Source organism: Kitasatospora sp. NPDC096077, from assembly GCF_040303245.1.
Lineage (GTDB): Bacteria > Actinomycetota > Actinomycetes > Streptomycetales > Streptomycetaceae > Kitasatospora.
Genome location: NZ_JBEOSV010000018.1, coordinates 122,412 through 141,089, shown reverse-complemented (window position 1 = coordinate 141,089; position 18,678 = coordinate 122,412). Strand labels below are relative to the sequence as shown.

Genomic DNA, 18,678 nt, shown 5'->3' with positions numbered 1-18,678 from the left:
GTGGCCGAGGCGGTCGCGGCCGAGGTCGGCATCGCACCGGAGCACGTGATCGCCGAGGTCATGCCGCAGGACAAGGTCGACGCCGTCAAGCGGCTGCAGGCCGAGGGCAAGGTCGTCGCGATGGTCGGCGACGGCGTCAACGACGCGGCCGCCCTGGCCCAGGCCGACCTGGGGTTGGCGATGGGCACCGGCACCGACGCCGCGATCGAGGCCGCCGACCTCACCCTGGTCCGCGGCGACCTGCGCGCCGCCGCCGACGCCATCCGACTCTCCCGCAGGACCCTCGGCACCATCAAGAGCAACCTCTTCTGGGCCTTCGGCTACAACGTCGCCGCCCTGCCGCTGGCCGCCGCCGGGATGCTCAACCCGATGATCGCCGGAGCGGCGATGGCCTTCTCCTCGGTCTTCGTGGTCGGCAACAGCCTCCGGCTGCGCCGCTTCCGCTGAGCCCGCCCCCGCCCCCGCCGCCGCCGGGCCGAGGCCCCGGAACCGCCCCCGGTTCCGGGGCCCCGGCGCGTCCGGAACACGTCAGCCCGGAACACGTCGGCCCGGATGCCCTGATGCCCGGACCGCCCCGCCCCCTCGCCGACCACGGCGAGTAAGCGGAGCTAGAGTCCGACCCATGGACGAGAACACCGCGCTCTGGCACCGGATCGCCGACCTCCTGCCCGCCGACGCGGCCGAGGGCGTCAAGGACTGCTGGACGATCGGCGAGCAGGAGAGCGGGCTCGGTCTGCTGGTCGAGGGGCTGCTCGCCCGCCAGGTCCCGGTCTCCGGCACGGACCGGGCGCAGATCTCGGTGCTCACCGAGGAGTGGGGGGAGCGGGAGAAGCTCGCCCCCGGCCTGCTGCGCTGCCCGGGCGACGGCGCGCCCGCCCCGGTACGGCTGCTGGACGGCGAGCGCGACGAGGCCGAGGTGCTGACCGGTTGGGGCGAACCGGAGCTGACGGGCCTGGTGCTGGTGCCGTGGATCGGCTGCACCCGCTGCGGCCGGACCCTGCTGCGCGCCCACCGCTGGGAGGACTGGGACGACTTCTCGTACCTCGCCGAGCACTACGTGATCAGCGCTCCGGACGGCGGCCGGGCCGAGCGGATCCTCCCGCAGGACGCCGCCCAGGAGGCCCACGCCGAACTCCTCGACCGCTGCCCGGCCCAGGACACCGCGCGCTGATCCGACGCGAATCGTCGGACCCGACCTATCCCCCGTCCGGCAGGTCCACCGCCTGCCACCGGTACGCCGCGTCCTCCTGCCACACCTGCAACTCGCCCTCGACCACCGCCGCCAGGCACAGCCGCCAGTCGTCCCCCACGGCGAGCGCGACCCGGGTGGCGGGCCGGAGGGTGGGCCGCCACCAGCGCGGCCGGCGGGAGGCGCCGCCGGCCGGCAGCCGCAGCCGTACGCCGCCGGCGCCGGCCAGGGCGATGGTGGGGCCGCCGCGGTGGCCGACCATGGCGAGGCCGAGGGCGGGCTCGCCGTCGCCGATCTCGGTGCCGGCGGAGGCCGCCGCGCCGGTGCCGTGCAGCTGCGCCGCGCCGATGCCGTGCAACTGCGCCGAGCCGTCCGTCCGCAGGGTGGCGGCCTGCGGTCCGGCCGAGGTGCGGGCCAGTGCCCCGGCGCGCAGGGTGCCGGGCGGGCCGACCGGGACGGGTGGTTCACCGGAGCCCGGGCGCCAGCTGAGCACCCGCTCGCGGTGTTCGAGCAGCACCAGCCAGCTGCCGGGACGTTCCTCCTCGGCGGCGAGCACCCGGTCGGCGGGGCAGCCGGGGTGTTCCTGGCCGGTGAGGGTGAGGCCGGGGGCCCAGCGGTAGGAGCGCAGGGCGCCGGCCGCGGCCGTCCACACGGTCAGTTCGCCCGCCGCGCCGACCCTCCCGGCGAGGCCGCCGACCCCGCGCGCGGCCTCCCACCAGCCGGCCGCGGTGCCGATCCACAGGGTGCCGGAGCGGTCCTCGGCGCAGACCACCAGCTCGCCCTGGCGCCCGGCCCAGCCCGCCGCCAACTCCCGTACCGGGCCCGGTCCCTGGCCGGCGGGCAGCCGGTGGCCGGTGCGGCCGGGCCCGGCCAGGGCGGTGCCGTCGGCCCCGGCGGTGACCACGACCGGCCGGCCGGCCCGGTCGGGCAGCACGGCGAGGCCCGCGGTGCGGGCCACCGGCCGGTGGGCGCGCAGGAGTTCGCGGCCGCGGGCGGCCCAGGGGCCGAGCGGGGCGGGGCGGCGCCCGGGTTCGCGGGCGAGCGGTTCGCAGGCCCAGTGGGCGAGTTCCTCGCCGTAGCCGGCCGCCAGCAGTTCGGCGCGGGCCTGTTCGGCGGCGAGCCGGTGGTCCAGTCGGCCGTGGTCGGGCAGCAGCAGGGCGCGGGCGAGGGTGCCGACCGCGAACAGGTCCTTGGCGGTGGTCGGGAAGCCGCCGACCTGCTCGGCCTCCGGCGGGACGTGCCCGGGGGTGAACACCGCGACGGTCAGGGTGTGGTCGAGCGGGGCGAGGAAGGTCAGGTCGATCAGCTTGACCAGGCCTTGGGCGTCCACCAGCACGTTGGCAGGGGAGATGTCCCGGTGCACCCAGCGCTTGCGGTGCAGGTCGTCGACGATCCGGCAGAGCCGGACCAGCACGTCGGCCGTCGCGGTCGGCCCGCCGCGCTGGGCGCGGGCCCAGGTGTGCAGCGGCACGCCCTCGACCCAGGGCGAGATCTGGTAGCCGAGCAGCCCGCCGGAGGGCACCGTGCCGGGCCGGTGCGGGGAGGGGCCGAGCAGGAAGCTGGGCACCACCAGGTCGGTGACGCCGAGCCGGTGGGCGTTGTGCGAGACGTCGTCCCAGCGGCCGAGCCAGCGCCGCACCTCGGACGGGTCGCGCTCCAGCATGATCTTCGCGGCGACCAGTTCCTTGATCCCGTTGTGCCCGGTGCGCACCGCCCGCCACACCTCGGCCTCGCCGCCCCGGTGGTGGAACTCCAGCAGCTCGTACTGTTCGGGGTCGAACTCCGGCCCGAAGCGGAGCCCGGGCACCCAACGAGACTCGGACACACGACCCCCGACGCTTCCTCACCACTGTGGACGCACGGCCGTCGCGCGGCCCGCGCGCTGCCCAGGATAGTGCTCCTTCCTGTTCGGCGGCCCCGGGGAGGCCCTATTCTGATGGGCGCCCGAGCAACATCACGAAACAACGTCAACTCATGGTCGTACGGGGAAAGTTGATCATGATGTGGGACGACTACACGGCACAGGGGGACGGTGCATGCTGTTGATCGCGGTGCTGCTGGTCGCGGCGGCACTGGCCGGGGTGGCGGTCTTCTGGGTCGTCCGAGGCCGAACGACCCTGGACCCGGCCGGAGTCGCCAAGGCGCTCGCCGCGGCGGCCGAGCGGCTCGCGGCCGGCCAGGCCCCGCAGGCCCGCCGCCGCTACGCCCGACTGGCCCGCCGACTCGCCACCGGCCCGGCGGAACTGGGCGTCCAACGCGGCCTCGCCCTGCTCGGCCAGGCCGAGGCCACCATCCCCACCGGCGACCAGCAGGCCACCCTCGCCCTGTACCGCGAGGCCTTCCCGCTGCTCACCGACCCCGCCCGGCAACTGCCCCGGTGGGGCCTGCAACGCCTCGCCGACGACCAACTGCGCTCCCCGGACGGCGAACTCGGCCCGCTGCTCGCCTTCCTCCGGGCCACCGCGACCGGCGCCGAACCCGGCGAGGAGGCCGAGACCGCCGCCCGCGCCCGGCAGCAGCTCCAGCACCTGTGCCGCGAGGGCGCCCCCGAGCAGCGCGAACACGCCACGGCGAGCGCCCTCGCCGCCCTGCCCGGCCAGGACTGGCCGGTGCTCGCCCGGGCCGCCCTGCTGCGCGCCACCGGCCGGGCCGCCGAGACCGAGCCGCTGCTCGCCGCGGCGGCCCCCGCCGGCAGCGGCGAACTCTGGTTCCGCTGGGGCGCCCAGCTGTTCACCCTGCACCGGGACGAACCGGCCGTCGCCGCCTTCGACGAGGCCCTGCGCCGCGGGCCCGGCGAACCCTCCCCGTGGGGCCGCGGCCCGGCGCTGCGCACCGACAGCCTGCTCTTCCGCGGCCTGGCCCGGCAGCGGCTCGGCGCCACCGACGCGGCCTGGGCCGACCTCGCGGCCGCCGCCACCGAGAGCCCCGGCGACCCGCGCCCGCGCTACGCCCTGGGCCGGCTCGCCCTGCTGCTCGGCGCCGACGAGCAGGCCCGGGAGCAGTTCGCCGCCGCGCTCACCGTCCAACCCTCCTTCGCCCCGGCCCGGTTCGGCCTGGCCCTGGTGCACGAGCGGGCCGCGCGGCCCGCCGAGGCCGCCGCCGACTACCGGACCGGCCTCGGCCAGGCCCCCGACTGGCGCCCCGCCCGGGTCCGGCTCGGCGCCGCCCTGACCGCCGCCGGCCAGTCCGCCGAAGCGGAACCGATCCTGCGCGCCGAGGCCGACACCGAACCGGACTCCCGCTGGAGCCGGATCGCCGCCTACCACCACGGCCTCGCACTGGCCCGCACCGACGACCCGGCCGCCGCCCTGGCCCGCTGGGAGCCGCTGGACGACCCCGAACTGCACGGCCGGCAGGCGCTGGCCCGCGACCGGCTCGCCCGGACCAGGCTGGCCGTCGCCCCGGCCGCCGCCCGCGCCCTCTGGCAGCGGGCCGCCGCCGAGCACCCCGCCGCGGCCGGCTACCGGGCCGCGCTGCGCGAGGCCGCCCTGCGCGAGGCCGCCCACCTGCTGATCGGCGGCCGGGACGACGCCGGGGCCCGCAGCGGCGCCGCCGCCGCCCTCGCACTGGCCGACACCCTGCCCGGCGCCGTCACCCACCGGCAGTCCCGGCTGCGCGCCGCGCTCGCCCTGGCCGGAGGCGGCACCGAGCAGGTCACCGCGCTGCTGGACCCCACCGCCGGACTCCGCGACCGCTACCACCTGGCCGCCGCCGCCCTGCTGGCGGGCCGTCCGGTCCAGACCATCGCCCTGCTCGGCCCGCTCGACCCCGACCCGGCCGGCGACCCGGCGCTCGCCCGACTGCGCGCCCTGCTCGCCGAACGGGCCGGCAACTGGGCCGCCGCGCTGGACTGGTACCGCCACTTCCTCTCCGCCGCCGGACCGGCGGCCGACCCCGTCGGCGACTGCGCGGACTGCACCCGCCCCGCCACCGGCGCCTGCGGCGGCTGCGGCCGGGAGGCCTGCCCCGACCACCTGCCCGCGCCCACCGGGACCGGCGCGCCGCGCTGCATACCCTGCGCCGGCCCCGCCCTGCGCGCCGTCCTGGACTGCGCCCGCCGGGCCGGCACCCCCGAGCAGGCCGAACCCGTGCTGGCGACCTGGGCCGAGGCACTCGGCGACCGCCCCGCCGCCGCACCCGTCCGGCTCGACCTCGCCCTGCTGCGCGCCGAACTCGGCCGTCTCGACGAGGCGTTGGCCGACCTCCCGGAGGACGCAGGCCCGGCCCGGGCGGCCGTCCTGGTCCGCCGGGCCGGTGCCGCCCTCGCCGCCGACCGGCCCGGACGGGCGGCCGGCGACCTGCGCCAGGCCCTCACCCTGGCCCCCGCCCACCCGCAGGCGGCCGGCGCCCTGGTGCTGCTCGCCGAGCACGAGGCCCACCAGCACGCCGTCGAGGGCCACCACCGCGAGGCCTACCTCGCCTACCGCGACCTGCTGCGCAAGGACCCGGCCCACCCCCGGCTGCTGCACGCCCTCGGCCTGTCCGGCTACCGGCTGGCCGTGACCGGGGACGACGAGGAGGTCTGGGCCTGGACGATCGGCTGCCTGGTCGCCGCCCTGCACCAGCTCGGCCTGTGGAGCGAGATCGCCCGGATCACCGACCGCACCCCCGAACCCCAGCGGATGACGGCCGCCCGCACCGCGCTCACCGACCGCCTCCGCGAGGACCTGCGCGCCCTCGACCGGACCGCCGGACGCACCGGCGACGAGGTCACCGCCTGGACGCTGCGGCTGGGCATGGAGATCCACGCCGCCGACGCGCTCGCCCTGGAGAACGTCCGGATCACCCTGCCCGGCCGCCCCACCCGCCGGCTCGCCGTCGGCCCCACCCTCGACCGGCTGCTCCGCGCCGAGCCCGGGCTCGACGGCTGGGCCGCCGCCTTCGAGGAGGCCGTCGGGGCCCGGCGCCGCCGGGACGGGTCGGAGGACGCCCCGCTCGACCGGGCCCTCGGCCTGTTCGGTGAGCTCGGCCCGCAGCGCTACCTCGGCCTCCAGGGCCGCCAGGCCGCCGCCGTCGTCGCCCTGGACGCCGTCGCCGAGCACGGGCGCGACGAGGCCTGGCAGGCGCTGCTCGGCGAGGCGCTGGTCAGCCAGGCGCGGGAGCACCACCGCAACCAGGACTGGCGCGAGGCGCTGGACTGCCTCACCCGGGCCCGGACCGTCCCCGGCGTGGTGCTGCCCGCCGACGCCGCCCGGATCGCCGCCGAGTCCGGGGTCCGGGCCGCCCGGGCCCTGCTGAAGAGCAGCGAGGACGACCAGCCGGGCGCGGCCGAACTGCTGGAGAAGGCCCACGTGCTGGCCCCGGACGACCCGGAGGTGCGCGGCGACCTCGGCGCGACCTACGCCCAGTGGGGCCGCAAGATCAACAACGAGGAGAAGGACTACCGGCGCGCCATCGACCTCGTCCTCAAGGGCCTCGAACTCGTCCCCGACGACCCGACCGCCGTGCGCTTCCTCCGGGCCGCGCTCGGCAACCGGGCCGGCGAGCTCAGCCGGGTCGGCGCCCCCGACGCGGAGCTGCTGGAGGCCGTCGACATCTGGCAGATGCTGCTGGAGATCGACGACGACCCGGAGAACCGGCGCGGCCTGGCCTTCGTACTGCGCCAACTCTCCTGGTCCGCCGCCTTCGCCGACGACAGCGACACCGCGATCCGCCGGATGGCGAGCGCCCTGGACGCCGACCCGGACTGGGAGGGCGACTACACCCGGTCCGGCGCCGAGGCGACCCGCCGGGTCTCGGTGATGCTCGCCAACCACGTCATCGACCACATGCAGAACCAGAACTTCACCGACCAGATCGCCATGCTCCAGAAGGCCAGGTCCTACGACGACTCGCCGGAGATCCGCGGCCTGATGGTCAGCATCTGGCGCGGCCAGGCGGTCGGGTTCTACGAGGAGCGCCACTACCTCCGGGCGGTCAACCTGCTGAAGGAGGCGATCGCGCTGTCCGTCACCGCGGAGACCACCGCCAAACTGCGCGACGAGATCGCCATCGTGCTCAGCTCGTACGCCGTCTCCGAGGCCAACGCGGGCCGCCGCCTGGAGGCCCGGGGGGCGGTCGAGACGGCCCTGCAGTACAAGCCGAACGACCGTGAGCTGACGGCCCTGTTGGGGCGGATCAACCGGCTCCGCTGACCGGCAACCGCCGGGCGGTCGGCGTCGTCGTAGCACGTGCACCCGCCCGGCCGTCCGCCGGTTGTTCCGTCCGTCCGACCGTAGTTCTGTCCGTCCGTCCGGATTCCCGTCCCCGAACCGTGAGTTGTCGCCCGTCCGAGCCGTGAGGAGAGAGGCCGCCCGCCATGCCACTGCACGAACCGTCGCCGTACGAGGTCCTGGGCATCCCGCTCACGGCCGGGACGCGCGAGATCAACCTCTCGGTCGGGAAGGCGCTGAAGGCGGGCCGGTACAGCCGCCAGCAGATCCAGGACGCCGCGGCCCTGCTGCGCAATCCGGACCGGCGGTTGGAGGTCGACCTCCAACTGCCGCTCCCGCCCGAGCCGGTGGACCGGGCCGCCGAGCTGCTGGCGCCCGCGCTGGCCGAACCGCTGCTGGTGATCGAGCGCCCCGGGCCGCCGACGGCCCCGGCCCTGCTCGCCCTGCACCGGGCCGAGGCGGCCGCCGACTTCGCCGAGCCCGCCCCCGGCGGCGCCGACCCCGAACCGCCCGTGCCCGCCCGCTACGCGGCCGACCTGTCCGTGCTGCCGCAGATCGAGGTCCCCGAATGACCGACGCACCGACCGCATCCCCGCTGACCGGCCACCGGCCGCTGGAGGTCCCGCCGGGCGTCGAGTCCGTCGACCTGGAGGCCCGGTTCACCCAACTGCTGTTCCGGGCCTCCCTGCTGGGCAGCAAGCTGACGGAGCAGAAGCAGCAGGCCCGGGCCGCCCAGCGGGAGCTGCTGGGTGTCCTGGTCGAGGTGGACGACGCGCTCGCCGCCCTCGGCCTGGACCGCGAGCTGGTCGCCCACGGCCGCGGCGCCGGACTGGAGGCGACCCGCCGACGGCTGCTCGGCCGGCTGGCCAAGGCCGGGGTGCGGCCGATGCGGCTGGAGGGGCTGGCGGCGGACCCGGCGCTGACCGAGATCGTCGGTACCGAGGTGCGGCCGGGGGTGGCGCCGGAGACGGTGCTGCAGACCGTGGTGACCGGCTTCTTCTGGGAGCAGGACGTGCTGCGACGGGCCCAAGTGGTGGTCGCCGCACCGGAGTCGGCGCTGCCGCCGGTCGTCGACCCGCGGATCGGGTCGGCGGTGTCCGCGGCGGACGCCCCGCTGGCGCCGGCCGAGGCGGCGCCGGTCGGGGACGCGGCACCGGTCGAGGAGGCGCCGGTCGAGGAGGCGTCCGTCGAGGAGACGGAGAAGCCCGCGGAACCGACGGAGTCGGCCGAGTCGGCCGAGGCGTCCGAGGAGCCCGCCGCCCGGCCGGTTCCGCCGCGGGCCCGGCGGCAGGCCAGGGTGACCGGCCGCCCGCCCAAGCGGGCCAAGCGCAAGAAGTAGCCAGGACCACGAGGGGCAAGAGGGGAACGACATGTACCGCACACTCGGCATCGACCTGGGTACCACCAACTCCGTGGTGGCCCACCTGCGCCGGGGCGCGCCGGAGATCATCTTCAACCGGCAGAACCAGGAGGCCACGCCCTCCGTGGTCGGCAGCGGCCGCAAGGGCGAACTGCTGGTGGGCTCGACCGCGCGCAGCCGGGTCGCCATCGACGGCGCCAACGTGATCCGCTCGGTCAAGCGCTTCATGGGCCGCAAGTTCAAGGACCAGCAGGTCCAGGCGGCGCTCAAGGACATCGACTACAAGGTCACCGCGGGCACCGACGGCGACGTCAACGTCTGGTTCAACGGCCGCTCCTACACCCCGATCGAGATCTCCGCGATCATCCTGCACCGGCTCAAGCAGGACGCCGAGCAGCGGATCGGCGAGCCCTTCCACCGGGCCGTCATCACCGTCCCCGCCTACTTCGGCGAGCGGCAGGTCGCGGCCACCCAGGAGGCGGGCCGGATGGCCGGCCTGCACGTGCTGCGGATCATCAACGAGCCGACCGCCGCCTCGCTCGCGTACGGGCTCACCACCGAGGCCGGCGAGGAGGGCCGGACCGTCCTGGTCTACGACCTCGGCGGCGGCACCTTCGACATCTCCATCCTGCTGCTGGTGCCCGGCTCGGTCTCGGTGCTCGGCATCGAGGGCGACAACCTGCTGGGCGGAGACGACTTCGACCGGGCGATCACCAGCGCGCTGCTGGAGGACATCCGCGAGGAGTACGGCGCGGACTACCAGCCCGACCTGCGCGACCGCCCGAAGATCGCGGCCACCGCCGAGACCGTCAAGATCGAGCTGTCCAACCAGGAGGCCTCCGAGGTCATCCTGCCGGGCCTGGGCGCCGGACAGCTGGTGCTGGAGACGGAGTTCGAGCGGGCCCGCTTCGAGGAGCTGATCGAGGCCCAGATCGAGCGGACCATCGAGCTGACCCACAAGGCCATCATGCAGGCCAACCTGACCGTCGGGGACATCGACGAGGTGGTGCTGGTCGGCGGCTCGACCGCGATCCCGCTGGTCGAGCGGCGGCTCGGCGAGGTGTTCGGCCCGCGCCGGATCAAGCGCGGCGTGAACCCGATGCAGTGCGTGGCGCTCGGCGCGGCCGCCCAGTCCGCCCTGGTCGGCGAGGTGGAGTGCCCCGAGTGCCGGGCCCCCGGCGATCTGTCCGCCTCCAACTGCGCCAACTGCGCCACCTCGCTGCTCGGCGGCGACCGGGTCTCCTGCCCGACCTGCCACATCCCGGTCGACGCCGCGGCCGCCGACTGCCCCAAGTGCGCCGGTCCGATGGCCGGTTCGGCCGCCGGCGGGGCGACGGTCCCCCAGCAGTCGCAGGCCACCACCGTGCTGCGCGGCGGCAACTGCCCGCAGTGCGGCACCCCGGCCGCCCCCGGCGTCACCGCCTGCGAACTGTGCGGCGAGCCGCTCAACTCGGCCGCCCCCGGCCACACCAAGGTGGCCTCCACCGCCGCCGAGGACGTCGGCCTGCGCTGCGGCTCCTGCTCGGTGGTCAACCCGCCGGGCAGTGAAGTCTGCACCAGTTGCGGCGAGTTGATGCAGATCACCAACCCCTTCGACATCACCCCGAAGAACCTGGGGATCGAGCTCAACGACGGCCGGCTGGCCGTCATCATCCCCAAGAACACCAGCTACCCGACGAGTTCGCCGGTCAGCCGGGAGTTCGTGGTCTCCGGCAGCGGCCGCCAGCGGCTGGAGGTCGCGGTCTACGAGGGCGAGCACGAGATCGCCCAGCAGAACGAGCTGATCGGCCACCTCACCCTGCGCCTGCCCGAGGGGCTCGGCGGCCGCACCCCGGTGGAGGTGGCCTTCGGCCTGGACCGGGACCGCACCGTCACGCTGTCCGTCCGGATCCAGGGCGGCGCCGAGAAGACCGTCAAGCTGGAGCGGGTCACCCTCGACCCGGAGCTGAAGGTGCAGGTCGAGGAGCAGCAGCGGCAGATCGAGTCCTTCACCGACCGCTGGGGCGGCGAGCTCACCGAGGCCGAGCGGCGCGAGGCCCAGCGCCTGATGGACACCCTGGACGACCTCGCCGCCGGGCAGACCCGCGGCCAGTCGGTGGACGAGGCGCTGGAGCGGGCGCAGCGCCAGCTCAAGGCCCAGCGCTGGGTGCGCGGCTCGGAGGCGTACCTGAGCCTGTTCATCCACTACTGCGAGAAGCACCTGGACCCGAGCGACCTCGACCGGCTCCGCTCGGTCGCCGCCGAGCTGCGGCTGCGCCGGGAGGCGGCGGACTGGGAGGGCGCGATGCGTGCGGCCCAGAAGGCGGACGAGCTGTGCGACTCGCTCGGGCACACCTTCCGGATGCTCACCATGTGCAACGTCTACGTCAACCAGAACATGGTCTCGCCGGCCCTCGGCCAGCGGATCATGGCGGAGCTGCGCGGGCTGGACGAGGCGGTGGAGGCGCCCAACATGGAGGAGGTCAACCGCCACATGTCGAACCTGCTGGCGCTGTACGCGCAGGCGCAGCGGGAGCTGGGCAACGAGCCGGCCGCCGAGTCGCTCGGCCCGGTCCGTCCGGAGGAGGCGGGTCCGCGATGACCACTGTGACGCCGGGTACCGTGACGGCCCTGCCCGAGATCCGCTGCCCGCTGTGCAAGGTCCCGGCGGACCGGCAGTCGCTGGGCTGCCCGTCCTGCCGGGAGGACCTGGGCGTGCTGTTCCGGCTGCGTTACGCCGCTCGGATCGACTACAACCGGGCCCTGGAGGCGTTGGCGGCCGGTGACGGGGCGTTGGCGCTGGGTCTGCTGCACCGGGCGGTGGAGGCCGAGCCGGGCCTCGAACCGGCCCTGGAGCTGCTGGGATCACTGAGCGTGGCCGCTCCCGCCGGGGTGCGGGCCGGTGGACGGGAGACCGGGCGGGAGGGCGACACGCCCCCGGAATGACCAATTCGGCCGCTCCCGGACTGCCGTCGAGTTCGATCGGTGCGAGTGTGATCGTCACACGGAGTTCGCCAGCCTCACAAGGAGTGACGCAATGCGTATTCGCACCACCCTCGCCGCCACCGCGCTCGCCGCGGTGGCCGTCCTCGCCGGTGCCGGCACCGCCGCCGCCGGTGACGCGACCGCGAACGGTGTCGCCTTCGGGTCGCCCGGCGTCCTGTCGGGCAACCAGATCCAGATCCCGATCAACATCGAGGCCAACGTCTGCGGCAACTCGATCGGGGTCATCAGCCTCCTCAACCCGGCCTTCGGCAACACCTGCATCAACTACTGACCCGCGCGCCGGGGCCGTCCGTCGAACCCGACGGGCGGCCCCGGCGCCGTGCCGGTACCCCCGTTCGGGGGTGGCGGCGCGGGCCCGGGACCGCGACCATGGTTCCCTGTCCCGCGCCGCCGCACCCAGGAGCCCGCCCGTGCCGACACCGCCCGCCCCGCGCAGCTACGCCTCCGGCACCGCCGACGTCCCGCTGCTGGGCGACACCATCGGGGAGAACCTGGACCGCGCGGTGCGCGCCTTCCCGGACCGGGACGCGCTGGTCGACCGCCCCACCGGCCGCCGCTGGACGTACGCCCAACTGGCCGCCGACGTCGACGCGCTGGCCCTCGGCCTGCTGGAGCTCGGGATCGCCAAGGGCGACCGGGTCGGCATCTGGGCCCCCAACTGCGCCGAGTGGACGCTCACCCAGTACGCCACCGCCAAGCTCGGCGCGATCCTGGTCACCGTCAACCCGGCCTACCGGGCGCACGAGTTGGAGTACGTGCTGAACCAGGCCGGGATCCGGCTGCTGGTCGCCGCCGAGCGCTTCAAGACCTCGGACTACGCCGGGATGATCGACGAAGTCCGGCCGCACTGCCCGGAGTTGGAGCGGGTACTGCTGCTCGGCAGCCCCGCCTGGGACGCGGTGCTGACCGCCGGCCGCGCCGTCGACCCGGCCCTGCTGGCCGCCCGCCAGGGCGAGTTGGCCCCGGACGACCCGATCAACATCCAGTACACCTCGGGCACCACCGGCTTCCCCAAGGGCGCCACCCTCTCGCACCACAACATCCTCAACAACGGGTACTTCGTGGGCGAGTTGCTGCACTACACCGAACAGGACCGGATCTGCGTGCCGGTGCCCTTCTACCACTGCTTCGGCATGGTCATGGGCAACCTGGCGGCCACCTCGCACGGCGCCTGCGTCGTCATCCCGGCCCCCTCCTTCGACCCCGGCGCTACCCTGGCCGCCGTCGCCGCCGAGCGCTGTACCTCGCTGTACGGCGTCCCGACCATGTTCATCGCCGAACTCGCCGACCCGGACTTCGACCGCTACGACCTGACGAGCCTGCGCACCGGCATCATGGCCGGCTCGCCCTGTCCGACCGAGGTGATGAAGGAGGTCATCGAGCGGATGGGCATGGCCGAGGTGTCGATCTGCTACGGCATGACCGAGACCTCGCCGGTCTCCACCCAGACCCGCACCGACGACCCGGTCGAGCGCCGGGTCTCCACGGTCGGCCGGGTCGGCCCGCACCTGGAGGTCAAGGTCGTCGACCCGGCCACCGGCCGGATCGTCCCGCGCGGCGAGCCCGGCGAGCTGTGCACCCGCGGCTACTCCGTGATGCTCGGTTACTGGGAGGAGCCCGAGCGCACCGCCGAGGCCGTCGACGCGGCCCGCTGGATGCACACCGGGGACCTCGCCGTGATGGACGAGGACGGCTACCTCGCCATCACCGGGCGGATCAAGGACATGGTGATCCGCGGCGGGGAGAACCTCTACCCGCGCGAGATCGAGGAGTTCCTGCACACCCACCCGGACGTCCTGGACGTGCAGGTGATCGGCGTCCCCGACCGGAAGTACGGCGAGGAGCTGATGGCCTGGATCCGGATGCGCGAGGGCGCCGAGCCGCTCACCGCCGAGGCCGTGGGCGCCTACTGCGCCGGGCGCCTGGCGCACTTCAAGGTACCGCGGTACGTGCACGTGGTGGAGGAGTTCCCGATGACGGTCACCGGCAAGATCCGCAAGGTGGAGATGCGCGAGCTGGCGGTGCGGATCCTCGGCCTCTGAGCCGGGGCGCGTGTCGCCCTCGTGCGCTCGCCCGCGCGGGTGGAGAACCGCCCGCGCGGGAATGCCGCACCGTCGGTGTGCGCACAGTCCCGGCATGACGACACCCAATCCGGTCCGCACCCACCTCGCGGACGCCGTGCTCGCCCTGGTGGCCGCCCTGGCCCTCGCCTCCCCGGCCACCCCCGCCCTGGCGGGCCCCACCCACCCCGGTCCCGTCCAGCGGGCCGGCACCTGCAACCAGGCCGTCCAGGAGACCCGCACCGACCTCGCCAATGCGGGCGCCCCGAGCAGCCACAGCGACTGGCAGGGCGTCCGCGCCGACGCCCAGAGCTTCGTCGACTCCCACCCCTACAACGGCTCCGGCACGAACAAGCTGAAGTCGGATATCCAGGAGCTGGACTACTACTGCGCCGCTTAGCCGTCCGGGAAAGCGGATCCCGCCGTCCGGCGGGAGAGTGGGACCATGCCCCTCGACGTCACCGTGGAACGCCTGATCCCCCTCCCGCCGGAAACCGTGGCCGGCTACGCCATGGACTGGCGCCACGACCCCGAGTGGACCCAGGGCATCCGCCGCGCCGCCCTCACCCGGGAGGCCGAGGGCGGCGGCTTCGGCCCCGGCGCCGAGGTCACCCGGACCGCCCACTTCCTCGGCCGACGGATGGTCTACGTGCTCCGGGTGGCCGGCTACGACCCGCCGCGGATGCTCGACATGGTCTCGGTCGCCGGCCCGATGCCGATGCACGTGACCTACACCTTCGAGCCCACCCAGTCCGGCACCTTCGCCCGGATCCGGGTCCGCGGCGGCTCCACCTCCTACCTCCGGTTCGTCGCCCCGCTGATGGCCCGCCAGGTCCGCGCCTCCCTCGTCAAGGACCTGCGCGACCTGGAAGCCCGCCTGAGCCGCTGAGCCCCCCCGACCGGCGCGTCTCAGTACCGGGCGCCCCAGGCCTCGTCCGTCGAGACGATCTCGCGGCCCAGCGGCATCAGCGAGATCGGGATCATCTTGAGGTTGGCCCAGCCGAAGGGGATCCCGATGATCGACAGGAACAGCGGGATGCTGGTGATCAGGTGCCCGATGGCCAGCCACCAGCCGGCGAAGATCAGCCAGATCACGTTGCCCACGCAGGACGCGGCCCCGGCGTCCGGACGCTCGACGGTGGTCCGCCCGAACGGCCACAGTATGAACCCGGCGATCCGGAACGAGGCGATGCCGAACGGGATCGTCACGATCAGCACGCAGCAGATGATTCCGGCGATCGCGTACCCGATGGCCATCCAAATGCCGCAGAAGAGCAGCCAGATGACGTTGAGTACGAAGTTGATGGGCTTCATGGGGCGTACCTTCTCATGTTCGACGGGCTTCTACGACCGTGCTGTGCCCTCCGGCCAGCGTGTCCACGCCCCTTAGGGGGTGATGTTCAGGGTCGGTTCCGGGGAGGTGCCGAGGATCACCGGGGTCGGGCGGTCAGTGGGCGTCGCGGCAGGTGCCGTCGGGGGTGCAGAGGGAGAAGGAGAGCGGCCGGCCGGTCGGCGGGATGCGGTAGTGGTACGCGGCGAAGGTGACCAGTTGGCCGGCGCCGAGGTCGAGGGTGCGGTGCCGGACCGGGCCGACCAGGTCGTCGGGGTCGCCCGAGGCCGTGATGTCGTCGACCTGGCCGGGGTAGGCGGTGAAGGCGTAGGAGTCCAGGCCCGCGGTGGTGTCGATCGGCATCGGGGTGCGGGAGAAGAGGTCCGTGACGGCGTCGAGCCAGATCGTGGTGGGGGACCGGCCCGCGTCGTTGATCACGGCGTAGCAGACGTCGAGGTTGTCCACCGGCCAGAACGCGACGGCCCGGGACTCCCCGTCGGTGTCGAGGACCGCCAGGGTTGGCAGGGTCGGCTTCGGGCACCCGGGGGGCAGGTTGAGGGTGGCGAGGAGGTCCACGATCCACCGGGCGGACGGCGGGGCGGGTTCGGGCAGGAGGACGGGGTGGCGGGTCGGGAACGGGTCGGGGGACGGCTCGCACGCGGTGAGCATGGTGAGCAACGTGATCAGCGCGGCCGTCGGGCCGAGCACACCGGAACCGCGTCTCATCCCTGCCCCTGCCCCCTGGCCGACGGGTGTGCCCCAGGATGCGTCCGGCGTGTGCAGAGGGCAAGACTCCGGACGCGGGCGGGGCCGCGCCCGCGCCCGGAGTCGGGGTGCCGTCAGGCCGGGCGGGGGAGGTACGCGAGGCCGTGGGCGCCGGGTTCGGCGGTCTTGGGGACGGTGAGCCGGCTGACCGGGGTCAGGGTGTGGAGGTCGACGACGTCGACGGTGGAGGAGACGATCGAGGAGACGTAACCGAACCGGCCGTCGGGGGAGGAGGTGATGGTCAGCGGGAACCGGCCGACCTCGATCGAGCCGAGCGGCCGGTGGGTGGCGGCGGAGAACACGGTGAGCCGGCCGGGGGCCTGGCGGCCGAGCGGGGAGTCGGCGTCGGGGGAGATCCGGACCTCGCCGGCCAGCAGGCGGCCGCTGCTGGTGAGGTGGACCGGGAGGACGGCCGGGCCGGTGGGCAGGACGTCGAGCACGGTGGCCGTGGCGGTGTCGATCACCCGGATGCCGGGGTCGGCGCCGGGCTCCGCGGCGAAGCCGAGGTACGGCCCGGCGACGTACACCCGGGTGCCGTCGGCGGAGACGGCGAGGCCCTCGCTGCCGGGGACCTCGATCTTGCCGGTCAGTACGCCGCGGTCGAGGTCCACCACGGAGACGAACGGCGCCTCCTTGTTGGTGGCGTAGCCGGTGCGCCCGTCCGGGGAGATCGCGAACCAGTGCGGGCCCGGGGCGTCGGTGTCGATCCGGCCGAGCGGGCGTCGGGTCGCGGTGTCGACGACCACCACCCCGCCGGGGCGGTCGGCCGAGGCCTCGACGCTGACGTAGAGCCGGCCGCGGGCCGGGTCCAGGGCCAGGCCGTGCGGGCCGTGCTCGGGGGCGAGGTCGATCTCCTCGACGATCCGACGGGTGTCGGCGTCGATGACGGTCACCTTGGTGTTGTGGCCCTGGTGCGCGTTGTAGTAGCCGGACCGGTACGCGGAGGTGCACCAGAGCAGCCGGCGGGCCGGGTCGAAGAGCAACTCGTGCGGCTCGGCGGCGACTTGGACGGTGTCCAGCAGGGCATCGGTGGCGGCGTCGAAGAAGCAGACGGTCGGGCCGCTCTGGCTGACGACGGCGAGCACGTCGCCGGCGAGGTGGGCGCGGAGGTCGTTGGACATCGGGACTCCCGGAGTGCGGAGGGGTCTGACCGGACGGTTCCGACCGGACGGTTCTGATCGGACGCTTCCACTGTCGGCCCGCGCGCGCGTCCGAACCATGCAAGGATCGGCACGGAACAGTTGATCCGAAGCGCAAAACTGCAGCTCAGGAGCCATGAATGGACCTCAATCTGCTACGGGCCCTGGACGCTCTGCTGCAGGAGAGCAGTGTGACCCGGGCCGCCGAGCGGCTCGGCAGCTCGCCGGCCGCGGTGAGCCGGACGCTGGCCCGGCTGCGCCGCACGGTCGGCGACCCGCTGCTGGTGCGGGCCGGGCAGGGGCTGGTGCCGACCCCGCGGGCGCTCGAACTCCGGGAGGAGGTGGCCGAGTTGCTGCGGGGTGCGGAGAACGTGCTGCGACCCGGGGCGGGCTTCGACCCGGCGCGCCTGGAGCGGACCTTCACCGTGCAGACCACCGACGCGGTGCTGGTCCGGGTGGCCGGCCCGCTGATCGGGCGGATCCGCGCCGAGGCGCCCGGGGTGGACGTGGTGTTCCTGCCGGAGGCGCTGGAGGGCGGACCGGGGCTGCGGCAGGGGCAGGTGGACGTCGAGGTGGGCGTGCTCGGCCACCTGGACCCGGAGATCCGCAGCCGGCCGCTGGTCACGGCGCCGGTGGTGGGTGTGGCGCGGGTCGGCCACCCGCTGTTCGAGGGGCGGATCACCGCCCGGCGGTTCGCCGCCGCCGACCACATCGGCGTCTCCCGGCGCGGCAAGCGGCTCGGGCCGATCGACGCCGCGCTGGCCGAGCGCGGGCTCACCCGCCGGGTCGCGGTGGTGGTGCCCGGCCACACCACCGCGATGCTGCTGGCCCGGGACAGCGACCTGGTGACGCTCGGGGCGGCGGACTGGCTGCCGGAGACCTTCGCGGCGCTGGGCCTGCGGGCCTTCCCGATCCCGCTCGAACTCCCGGCGCTGGAGCTGGGGATGGCCTGGCACCCGCGCACCTCGGTCGATCCGGCCCACAGGTGGTTCCGCGCCCACCTGGCGGCCGCCGTGCGGCGCGCGTAGCCGCCTCGGTCGGCGGCCCGGCTCGGCGTCCGCGCGGGGCTCGGGATACCCTGCCGGGGTAATCGGATCCTCGGGTGGGACGGGAGGCGGGCAGATGGTGCGGCAGCGGCCGGACGGCTCCCCGCTGTTCCTCCCGTCGTCCCTCCCGTCGTCCCTCTCGCGGCCCGGGGTGCTGCGGCTGCTGCTGCTCGCCGCGCTGCTGCTCGGCGTGGTGACGATGCACACCCTCGGCCACCCGAGCGGCTCCCACGGCGGGACCGGTGGGCACGGCGACCGCCCCGGGCACGGGGCCCGGATGACGGTGGCGCAGCAGTTGTCGGGGCACCACGCCGCCGTGCCTGCGGCGGACGCCCCCATGACGGCCGCCGCCGTGACGACCGCCCCCGTGACGGCCGACCCCGCCGCCAGGGGCGGGATGGACCCGATGGCGGTCTGTCTCGCTGTGCTGGCCGGCTGGACCCTGCTGCTCCTGGTCGTCGGGCCGCTGCTGCGCCGCAGCGGCGACGCCGCCGCCGAGGTGCGGGCCCGGTTGTTGCGGGCGGTGCGGGCGCTGCCGCCGCCCGGGGGTGGGCGGATCCTCCTCAGCAGACTGTCGGTGCTGCGTCAGTAGGCGCGCGCTCGCCGTTCCCTGCCCGCTCGTGCGCCTTCGCGCCCGCGCGCGGAACGGCTG

Annotated in this window: 17 protein-coding genes; 13 read left to right on the top strand and 4 right to left on the bottom strand. The window is 74.9% G+C overall.

Annotated features, from left to right (window positions below; all coding sequences use genetic code 11):
• Both ABTZ03_RS18320 and ABTZ03_RS18315 read left to right on the top strand, forming a co-directional pair.
• The coding region (locus ABTZ03_RS18320; RefSeq protein ID WP_350514014.1) for an HAD-IC family P-type ATPase at positions 1-447 on the top strand (447 nt) is incomplete at its 5' end.
• A 175-nt stretch (positions 448-622) separates the two neighbouring features.
• On the top strand, positions 623-1,171 hold the full coding sequence (locus tag ABTZ03_RS18315) for a hypothetical protein (RefSeq protein ID WP_350514013.1): 549 nt from the start codon (positions 623-625) through the stop codon (positions 1,169-1,171).
• Between the two features lie 25 nt (positions 1,172-1,196).
• On the opposite strand, the gene ABTZ03_RS18310 is transcribed toward ABTZ03_RS18315, so the two are convergent.
• Positions 1,197-2,996, bottom strand: a complete 1,800-nt coding sequence (locus tag ABTZ03_RS18310; protein WP_350514012.1) for a protein kinase domain-containing protein — start codon at positions 2,994-2,996, stop codon at positions 1,197-1,199.
• A 229-nt stretch (positions 2,997-3,225) separates the two neighbouring features.
• Between ABTZ03_RS18310 and ABTZ03_RS18305 the strand changes: the two genes are divergently transcribed.
• The 9 genes from ABTZ03_RS18305 to ABTZ03_RS18265 all read left to right on the top strand — a co-directional run bounded on the left by ABTZ03_RS18305 (position 3,226) and on the right by ABTZ03_RS18265 (position 14,635).
• A complete protein-coding gene (locus tag ABTZ03_RS18305) occupies positions 3,226-7,323 on the top strand; it encodes a hypothetical protein (RefSeq protein ID WP_350514011.1) in 4,098 nt (1,365 codons plus the stop codon).
• 164 nt (positions 7,324-7,487) lie between these two features.
• Positions 7,488-7,913, top strand: coding sequence for a hypothetical protein (locus tag ABTZ03_RS18300; RefSeq protein ID WP_350514010.1), 426 nt, complete (start codon positions 7,488-7,490; stop codon positions 7,911-7,913).
• Positions 7,910-8,680 (top strand): nucleotide exchange factor GrpE, encoded by a 771-nt coding sequence (locus ABTZ03_RS18295; RefSeq protein WP_350514009.1) that lies wholly within the window; start codon positions 7,910-7,912, stop codon positions 8,678-8,680. Before ABTZ03_RS18300 ends, ABTZ03_RS18295 begins: the two co-directional genes overlap by 4 nt.
• 31 nt (positions 8,681-8,711) lie before the next feature.
• A complete protein-coding gene (locus ABTZ03_RS18290; RefSeq protein ID WP_350514008.1) occupies positions 8,712-11,282 on the top strand; it encodes an Hsp70 family protein in 2,571 nt (856 codons plus the stop codon).
• Positions 11,279-11,626, top strand: a complete 348-nt coding sequence (locus ABTZ03_RS18285; RefSeq protein WP_350514007.1) for a hypothetical protein — start codon at positions 11,279-11,281, stop codon at positions 11,624-11,626. The genes ABTZ03_RS18290 and ABTZ03_RS18285 overlap by 4 nt, the downstream gene beginning before the upstream one ends.
• Before the next feature lie 91 nt (positions 11,627-11,717).
• The gene (locus ABTZ03_RS18280) at positions 11,718-11,957 is read left to right on the top strand and encodes a chaplin (RefSeq protein WP_350514006.1); all 240 of its coding nucleotides are present in this window, start codon (positions 11,718-11,720) and stop codon (positions 11,955-11,957) included.
• 139 nt (positions 11,958-12,096) lie between these two features.
• Positions 12,097-13,728 (top strand): AMP-binding protein, encoded by a 1,632-nt coding sequence (locus ABTZ03_RS18275; RefSeq protein ID WP_350514005.1) that lies wholly within the window; start codon positions 12,097-12,099, stop codon positions 13,726-13,728.
• Positions 13,729-13,822: 94 nt separating this feature from the next.
• On the top strand, positions 13,823-14,146 hold the full coding sequence (locus ABTZ03_RS18270) for a hypothetical protein (protein WP_350514004.1): 324 nt from the start codon (positions 13,823-13,825) through the stop codon (positions 14,144-14,146).
• A gap of 45 nt (positions 14,147-14,191) precedes the next feature.
• Entirely contained in the window at positions 14,192-14,635 is a 444-nt protein-coding gene (locus ABTZ03_RS18265; RefSeq protein WP_350514003.1) for an SRPBCC family protein, read from the top strand.
• A gap of 20 nt (positions 14,636-14,655) precedes the next feature.
• Here the strand turns inward: ABTZ03_RS18265 and ABTZ03_RS18260 are convergent, their stop codons facing one another.
• From ABTZ03_RS18260 to ABTZ03_RS18250, 3 genes are all read right to left on the bottom strand, one after another.
• Positions 14,656-15,060: a YccF domain-containing protein gene (locus ABTZ03_RS18260; RefSeq protein ID WP_350514002.1), complete on the bottom strand. Its 405-nt coding sequence runs from the start codon at positions 15,058-15,060 to the stop codon at positions 14,656-14,658.
• A gap of 133 nt (positions 15,061-15,193) precedes the next feature.
• On the bottom strand, positions 15,194-15,802 hold the full coding sequence (locus tag ABTZ03_RS18255; RefSeq protein ID WP_350514001.1) for a hypothetical protein: 609 nt from the start codon (positions 15,800-15,802) through the stop codon (positions 15,194-15,196).
• Between the two features lie 113 nt (positions 15,803-15,915).
• Positions 15,916-16,962: a beta-propeller fold lactonase family protein gene (locus ABTZ03_RS18250; RefSeq protein WP_350514000.1), complete on the bottom strand. Its 1,047-nt coding sequence runs from the start codon at positions 16,960-16,962 to the stop codon at positions 15,916-15,918.
• A gap of 158 nt (positions 16,963-17,120) precedes the next feature.
• Between ABTZ03_RS18250 and ABTZ03_RS18245 the strand changes: the two genes are divergently transcribed.
• A complete protein-coding gene (locus tag ABTZ03_RS18245) occupies positions 17,121-18,008 on the top strand; it encodes a LysR family transcriptional regulator (RefSeq protein ID WP_350513999.1) in 888 nt (295 codons plus the stop codon).
• 94 nt (positions 18,009-18,102) lie between these two features.
• Complete coding sequence (locus tag ABTZ03_RS18240) at positions 18,103-18,618, top strand: hypothetical protein (protein ID WP_350513998.1); 516 nt, start codon at positions 18,103-18,105, stop codon at positions 18,616-18,618.
• Positions 18,619-18,678 lie beyond the last annotated feature (60 nt).

Excerpts from the sequence above, each read along its gene's own strand:
- ABTZ03_RS18270 (WP_350514004.1), top strand. The coding sequence starts at position 13,823 with ATGACGACACCCAATCCGGTCCGCACCCACCTCGCGGACGCCGTGCTC.
- ABTZ03_RS18280 (WP_350514006.1), top strand. The coding sequence starts at position 11,718 with ATGCGTATTCGCACCACCCTCGCCGCCACCGCGCTCGCCGCGGTGGCC.
- ABTZ03_RS18255 (WP_350514001.1), bottom strand. The coding sequence starts at position 15,802 with ATGAGACGCGGTTCCGGTGTGCTCGGCCCGACGGCCGCGCTGATCACG.
- ABTZ03_RS18305 (WP_350514011.1), top strand. The coding sequence starts at position 3,226 with ATGCTGTTGATCGCGGTGCTGCTGGTCGCGGCGGCACTGGCCGGGGTG.
- ABTZ03_RS18265 (WP_350514003.1), top strand. The coding sequence starts at position 14,192 with ATGCCCCTCGACGTCACCGTGGAACGCCTGATCCCCCTCCCGCCGGAA.
- ABTZ03_RS18285 (WP_350514007.1), top strand. The coding sequence starts at position 11,279 with ATGACCACTGTGACGCCGGGTACCGTGACGGCCCTGCCCGAGATCCGC.
- ABTZ03_RS18250 (WP_350514000.1), bottom strand. The coding sequence starts at position 16,962 with ATGTCCAACGACCTCCGCGCCCACCTCGCCGGCGACGTGCTCGCCGTC.
- ABTZ03_RS18295 (WP_350514009.1), top strand. The coding sequence starts at position 7,910 with ATGACCGACGCACCGACCGCATCCCCGCTGACCGGCCACCGGCCGCTG.
- ABTZ03_RS18300 (WP_350514010.1), top strand. The coding sequence starts at position 7,488 with ATGCCACTGCACGAACCGTCGCCGTACGAGGTCCTGGGCATCCCGCTC.
- ABTZ03_RS18245 (WP_350513999.1), top strand. The coding sequence starts at position 17,121 with ATGGACCTCAATCTGCTACGGGCCCTGGACGCTCTGCTGCAGGAGAGC.
- ABTZ03_RS18260 (WP_350514002.1), bottom strand. The coding sequence starts at position 15,060 with ATGAAGCCCATCAACTTCGTACTCAACGTCATCTGGCTGCTCTTCTGC.
- ABTZ03_RS18290 (WP_350514008.1), top strand. The coding sequence starts at position 8,712 with ATGTACCGCACACTCGGCATCGACCTGGGTACCACCAACTCCGTGGTG.
- ABTZ03_RS18315 (WP_350514013.1), top strand. The coding sequence starts at position 623 with ATGGACGAGAACACCGCGCTCTGGCACCGGATCGCCGACCTCCTGCCC.
- ABTZ03_RS18240 (WP_350513998.1), top strand. The coding sequence starts at position 18,103 with ATGGTGCGGCAGCGGCCGGACGGCTCCCCGCTGTTCCTCCCGTCGTCC.